The organism is Pseudomonas aphyarum (assembly GCF_028657055.1).
GTDB lineage: Bacteria > Pseudomonadota > Gammaproteobacteria > Pseudomonadales > Pseudomonadaceae > Aquipseudomonas > Aquipseudomonas aphyarum.
In genome coordinates this window covers 267711-273973 of the sequence record NZ_JAMDGS010000011.1, presented here as the reverse complement: position 1 = coordinate 273973, position 6263 = coordinate 267711, and the positions used below count along the sequence as shown (strand labels likewise).

Annotated in this window: 4 protein-coding genes; all 4 read right to left on the bottom strand. The window is 63.4% G+C overall.

Annotated elements, in window-relative coordinates; genetic code table 11:
- Positions 1–103: 103 nt before the first annotated feature.
- The 4 genes from M5G18_RS17280 to icmH are packed head-to-tail and all read right to left on the bottom strand — an operon-like array spanning position 104 to position 6258.
- Positions 104–1105: a serine/threonine-protein kinase gene (locus tag M5G18_RS17280; protein WP_273898207.1), complete on the bottom strand. Its 1002-nt coding sequence runs from the start codon at positions 1103–1105 to the stop codon at positions 104–106.
- Positions 1102–1830, bottom strand: coding sequence for a PP2C family protein-serine/threonine phosphatase (locus tag M5G18_RS17275; protein ID WP_007954391.1), 729 nt, complete (start codon positions 1828–1830; stop codon positions 1102–1104). The genes M5G18_RS17280 and M5G18_RS17275 overlap by 4 nt, the downstream gene beginning before the upstream one ends.
- Positions 1830–5369 carry a type VI secretion system membrane subunit TssM gene (tssM, locus tag M5G18_RS17270; protein ID WP_273898206.1) on the bottom strand — a complete coding sequence of 1180 codons (3540 nt, stop codon included), beginning with the start codon at positions 5367–5369 and terminating at the stop codon, positions 1830–1832. The genes M5G18_RS17275 and tssM overlap by 1 nt, the downstream gene beginning before the upstream one ends.
- Positions 5370–5382: 13 nt before the next feature.
- A complete protein-coding gene (icmH, locus tag M5G18_RS17265) occupies positions 5383–6258 on the bottom strand; it encodes a type IVB secretion system protein IcmH/DotU (protein WP_011336585.1) in 876 nt (291 codons plus the stop codon).
- Between the last annotated feature and the right edge of the window lie 5 nt (positions 6259–6263).

The window sequence follows — 6263 nt, the reverse complement described above, 5'->3', positions numbered from 1 at the left end:
CGACAGCACTTGCAGGTCGCCCACGTAGTCTTCAACGGTGAGGCTGAAGTGCGTTTCGTTAGCTGGGTTGAACATAGTGTGCTCCCTGTTCGAATGTCATCCGTTACGCCCGCAGTCGCAAACGCTGCAGCCAGGACGAAGTGGCGCCCAAGGCGTCACGCAATTGGTCGGCAGAAATGTTGCGCTCTGCCGCGTCAAAGGCCAGCGCGGTGCGCAGCGCGGGCCAGCAGTGTGTCGGCAGATGTGCCGGGGCTTGCAGTTCGCGATCCAGGTGGTCGTCACGGGCCTGGGTCGAGGGCAAGCGGCGGAACGGGTGTTTGCCGCCCGCCAGTTCATAGATCACGCAGGCCACGCCGTACACGTCCGCGCTGGCCGACAGCGGTTGGCCCTCAAGCAGTTCGGGGGCGGCGTAGCCCGGGGTCCAGGCGTTGAAGCGCTCGCGGCTCAGGTGCGGCAGGCCGGGCAGGATGCCCTCCTCGGCTTGCCCGAGACCGAAGTCAAACAGGCGCACGCCGTCTTCGCTGAGCATGACGTTGCTCGGTTTCATGTCACCGTGCAGCACGCCGCGACGGTGGGCGTAGGCCAGCGCGTCGAGCAGCGGCAGCGCGATGTCGCGCAGTTCTTTCCACGGCAGGCCCAGCGGCCGCTCGCAGAGCAGTTTGTCCAGGGTCAGGCCACGCATGAGTTCCATGGTGATGAAGGCCCGCTGGCAATCGGTGTCGACTTCGAACGTGTGCGGTCGCAACACGTTGTCGTGGCGCAGGCGTCGGGTCAGGGCGAACTCGCTGTAGAGCAAGGCACTGGCGTCCGGCGACTCGGCAAATTCTTCGCTGAGGATTTTCAGCGCAATGTAGGGATCGGGATCGCCGAACTGTTCGTGCAACAGATCCCGGGCCCGGTAAACCGCACCCATGCCACCGGCCCCGAGCAGGCGCTCGAGGTGATAGCGGCCGGCGAGTACGTCCGGCAGCGCACCGATGCTGGCCTTGGTCGGCGCCAGCAAAGGCTCTGCCTTTTTTTCCTTGGCGAAGGCGAAGTAGGTCAGGTTGTTGGCCTGCTCTTCGCTCATCAGCAAGTCGTCGACTGAGGATTCGATTTCAGTCATTGGCGGATCACCACGGCAGTCAGATTGTCGCGAGCGGCGCCACGCAGGGCGCCGTCGAACAGACGTTCCAGCGCCACATGCGGCGCCGCCAGGCTGAGAGCGTTGCCAAGGGCATCGCTGCTCAAGCCTTGATACAAACCATCGCTGCACAGCAGGAACACATCGCCCGGATACACCTCGAGCTCCAGCACATCCAGCGTCAGTTGTTCCGCCGCGCCGACCGCCCGGGTCAAGGCCTGGGCTGCCGGGTGTGCCGCTGCCTGTTCGACGCTCATCTGTTGCTCGTCGATCAGTTGTTGCTGCAGAGAATGATCCTTCGACAGCTGATACAACCGCTGCCCGCGCCACAGGTAGCAACGGCTGTCACCGGCCCAGATGCAGGCCGCGCGATTGCCGTCCACCAGCAGCGCCACAACGGTACTGCCCATGATGCTGTCGTGACGCCCGGCGGTGACGGTCAACTCCTGCCCCAGGCGCCGGTTCAGCCAGTGCAGACACTGGCGGATGGCTTTGAGGCGTTCGTCGAAGTCTTCGTGCTGCGGCAGTTCAGCCAGGCTGGCGACGATCAACTGGCTGGCGATGTCGCCACCCTGATGACCGCCCATGCCGTCCGCGACCACCCACAGCCCATGCTGCGGGGTGTCGAGGAAGGCATCTTCGTTGCGCGACCGCACCTTGCCCGGGTCGGTTCGCGCCGCGCTGCGCCAGGGACTGGCCACCAGCATCAGAGCTGCACCGGCATACGGAAGGTGCGCATCACGCCCATGTCGAACGGGTTCGGCGTGCGCTGGCTGGTCAGCAGGTAGTTGGCGCGCAGGCCACCCACATCGGCTTTCAGCACCAGCACGTCGCGACCGGTCAGGTACTCCGTCTGCATCAGGTCGAACAGACGGAACAGCGACCACGGGCCGGAGTTCTTCTCGATGCCGATCGGGCGCCCGGCCATCTTGTCCATGACCAGACTGGTGCGACCGTCTTCAGCATCGGTCGGCCACTTGAAGCTCATTGGCAGGATTGGACCGTGGCGATATTCCATGGTCTTGTCGCCGAACTTGAACTCGGAACGGCTGACCGCCGGATCGAGGGTGTACGGCTCCAGCTTGAACTGCACGGTCGGCTCGGCCGGGTTGATCGAGAAGAAGCTCTGGCGAATGTTCAGTGCCGCCGCCATCTGGTCGAGGAAGACCTTGGACACCGGCAGGCTGCGACCGTCGATGCTGCGCATCCGATAGTTGCCCGGATCACCGCTGACGAACGGACGCATGTAGCTGTCGAAGAAGCGGTCGATGGTGCCTTGAGCCCGGAAGAACTCGCGGAAATCGCTGATCGCCACGTCGCTGGTGCTCGACGCGCTGAACGGGTAACGCTTGCTGATGGTCTTGCCATACACGCTGTACAGCTCGTTCTGATAACGGCCGTTCAGGTATTGATAGGCATCGTTGAGCACCAGGCGCCACGAGTCTTCGGCCAGCACGTTGAACCACACGCTCAGCGGGCGCGGCAGACGACCCGACGCATTGCGCAGATTGGTCAGCGCATCACGCTGGCCGCTCATGCGGGTCTTGGCCAGTTCGAACGCAGCCTGCTCCGGCGTGCTGGAACGGGCGAGGCCGGCCAGTTGCAGTTGCAGGTCGTTGAGCGCGGTAAAGGCCGGGGTCAGGTCAGCGGCCGGCCCGTTGTTGTCGTCGAGCAGTTTATGCAGCGGCTCGAAGCGACGTTGCAGGGACTTCTTGGCGGTGTCCGGCAGGTTCTTCGCCACGTTCATGGCCGCAGCCTTGTCCGTCAACGCCGAAGCGAGTTTGCCGACCTTGCCCAGTTTGCCCTTCTGCCCCGCCAGCGCATCGGCAGCGTCACCGGCTTCATCCACCGGCTCAGGAGCCGCGGGGAAACGAGTGTTCTCACGCACTTCGGTCAGCAGCGCCAGCACCGGCGAGTTGGCCGAGGTCAGGCCTGCCAGTTGCTCGGCGCCTTCACCGGCATCGCTGATCGGCGGCAGTGCCACCTGGCCAACGGCCTCGCTCCAGTAGTTGGCGTAATCGCGGAAGTACAGTTGCTCCAGCTCGACCATCAGGCGACGCAGATCCATGTCGCTGATGCCCGCGCCTTCGCCCAGCACCCAGTTGTCACGCAGGATGTCGGTCACCAGCGACGCGCCTTGTACCGAGAAATACTGCTGATAACCGGTCTGGGTGTAGAAGCCCGGGATCACGTATTCGGTGCCGATGAACAGCGAGCCCTGCGGGCCGAGGTGCTGGCTGAAACGATAGTCCGGCAGGTTGCGCGCCTGCTCGCGGAGCATGCGGTAAACCACGTTTGCCAACGATTCACTGCGCAGGACCTGACGCGCCTGAGTCACCAGTTGCTCATTGAGCGGGTAGATAAACGGCAGCTTCAGCAGACGCTCAAGGTGCGCGTTCAAACCGTTCTGCACCGCGGTGTTGCCGGTGTAGCGCTGCGACCAGTCGGTAGCGACCCAATCCTTGAGCCATGCCGCATCGCGACGGTCCTTCATGTTCAGCATCAGGTACGCGCGCAGGCTGTTGATCAGCTTTTCGCGGTCCTTCATGTTGGCGCGGATCTGGCCTTCGAGCATGGTGGCAACGCGCGGCAGCAGTTGCTTTTCAAGCTCGCGCTCGTAGGCCTCCTTGACCACCGGATTGACGTCCTGGCCCTGATACAGACCGACGCGCTCGTGGTACGCAGCGTCGCCCTTCTTCGGGAACACCTGAGTCGCGGCGTAGCTGGTGTCGAGGGTTTTCAGCGTGCCCATGGCGTCATCGCGCGGCGACAGTGCAGTGCGTTGCTGAGTCCAGTTCTGCGCCAGGTTGCGCAGGTTTTCCAGACGCTCCCAGTTGGCCGAGAAACCACCGGCCCAGAGCATGCCGAACAGCGCCAGCGCGCCCAATGCACCGACGTACAATGCACGCTGGCCCCAATGGATGCGGCTGCGCTCGCGCTTGTCCAGACCGGCGAGGTCGGACTCCGGGAAAATCACCCGGCTGAGCAAATGGTGGATGAACCGCGAACGACCGCTGCGCAGTGTCGGCAATACGCCGGCGCTCATGCCCAGACTCGCGCCGATACCGGCGGTGGTCGAATCCATTTCGTGGGTCAGGTGCGGTGCGCTGGTCAGGTAGAAACCACGCAGCAGCGTCGCACGCTGGTAGCGGTTGCCGGTGAACGCCATGTCGACGAACAGGCACAGGCGCTCGCCGATCTGGCCCATCTGGTGCGGGAAGTCGAGGATGCGGCCACGGCGCTGGGTGTCGCGCTCGGAGTGCATGCGCATGATCACCTGGCTGTTGAGGCGACGCAGCAGCTCTTCGAATTCCCCGCGCAGCACAGCCACGTCGGTACCGAGCTGATCCTTGCGGAAACTGGTGCCCAGTACCTGATCACTTTCTTCGCGGGTCAGTTGGTCGAAGAACTCGTCGAAGCCCAGCAGCTTGTCAGCCTTGCTCAGCACCAGATACACCGGCACGTCGACGTGCAGCTTCTGATAGACGTCCTGCAGACGCGCGCGCACCTGGCGAGCCAGCGTGTCGATGTCCTGCTCGCTGCCACTGGTCAGGGTTTCCACCGGGATGGTCACCAGCACACCGTTCAGCGGACGACCGCGACGACGCTTGCGCAGCAGTTCCAGCAGAGTGGTCCAGGCGCTGCCGTCGACTTCCGAATCCGGTTGGGCCAAGTAGCGGCCGGCGGTGTCGATCAGCACACCGTGGTCGGCGAAGTACCAGTCGCAATGACGGGTGCCGTGGGTGTCGCGGGTCAGCTTGCGGTCGATCTTGTTGATCGGGAATTCCAGCCCGGAGAAGTCCAGCAGGCTGGTCTTGCCACTGGCCTGCGGGCCGATCAGCAAGTACCACGGCAAGTCGCTGCGCCAGCGCTCGCTGCGGCCGCGATACAGGCTCGAAGTCTTGAGGGTTTTCAGGGCGTCCTTGAAACGCTCCTTCAACTCTTTCTGCTCTTCTTCGATCAGTTCGTCACGGCGGATACGGTCCTGGCCGTCTTCGGTTTCTTCGACGGCTTTCTTGCGGATACCGGCGCGCCAGCTGACGAAGACCATGGTCAGGCCCCAGATCAGAAACAGCACGCTGATGGTCAACAGGCGGGAAGTCGAACCTTCCCAGAACTTGTAATCATCCACCGCCAACAGCGGGCCGACGAACCACACCAGCAGCGCTAGGAACAGCACCAGCAGCAAAGTCCAGACCCAGGTCTGGCGCAGGAAGGCGCCGACTTTCTTGAAAAACTTTTTCATCACACGTCCCTGTTTACGGCTGCGACTGCGGCTGGGCCGCGGCCGGATCAAGCGGCTGATAAGGTTGCAGAACGGTGTCGCGCTGCTCGCCCAAGACCCAGGCGAAGCCCGAATACATCATCACCAGGCAGACGAAGGTGAACAGCACCACCATCCATGCCGGCACGATGCGCACCAGGTTGCGGCGCTGATCGTTGAGGCCTTCCCACTGCGGCGACAATTCGCGCGGCACGTCGCCACGCAACTGACGGATCTGCCGGTACAGGGCGTCGCGGATGCCTTCGAGTTCCAGCATGCCGCGCGCCTGCACGCGGTACTTGCCCTCGAAACCGAGGGACAGGCACAGGTACATCAGCTCCAGCATCGGCAGGTGCTTGACCGGGTTTTTCGACAGCCGATCGAGCAGCTGGAAGAACTTCTCGCCACCGAAGGTTTCGTTGTGGAAGCTGCTGAGCAGGCTCATCTGCGACCACTCGCTTTCGTTACCCCACGGCGTGGTCACGACGGCTTCGTCGACCACGGTGCAGAGCACGTAACGGGCAGCCATCACCTGGCTGCTTTCGGCGCCGTTGTGCAGGGCGCGCACTTCAAACAGCTTGAGCCCGGCGGTCAGACGCTCGTTGAGCGCGTAGAGATCTTCGCGGGTTTCGCTGTGCTTGAGGCGCACCACTTCCGACAACAGTTCGGACGATGCCGCCACCAGCGAATTGAGGCTGATGTTGAAGGCTTCCGCCGGGCGCAGGCGCGCGGCGTAGATCATCCGTTCTTCCAGTTGTTCGAAGCGCGGCGGCGCGGCGAAGTCGGTCAGCGGACTCGCCGCCGGGCCATGGCCCTGACGGTCGAGCAGGACGGTTTTGTCGTCCTGGTTGTGTTCCATGTCCTTGATCATGTCGG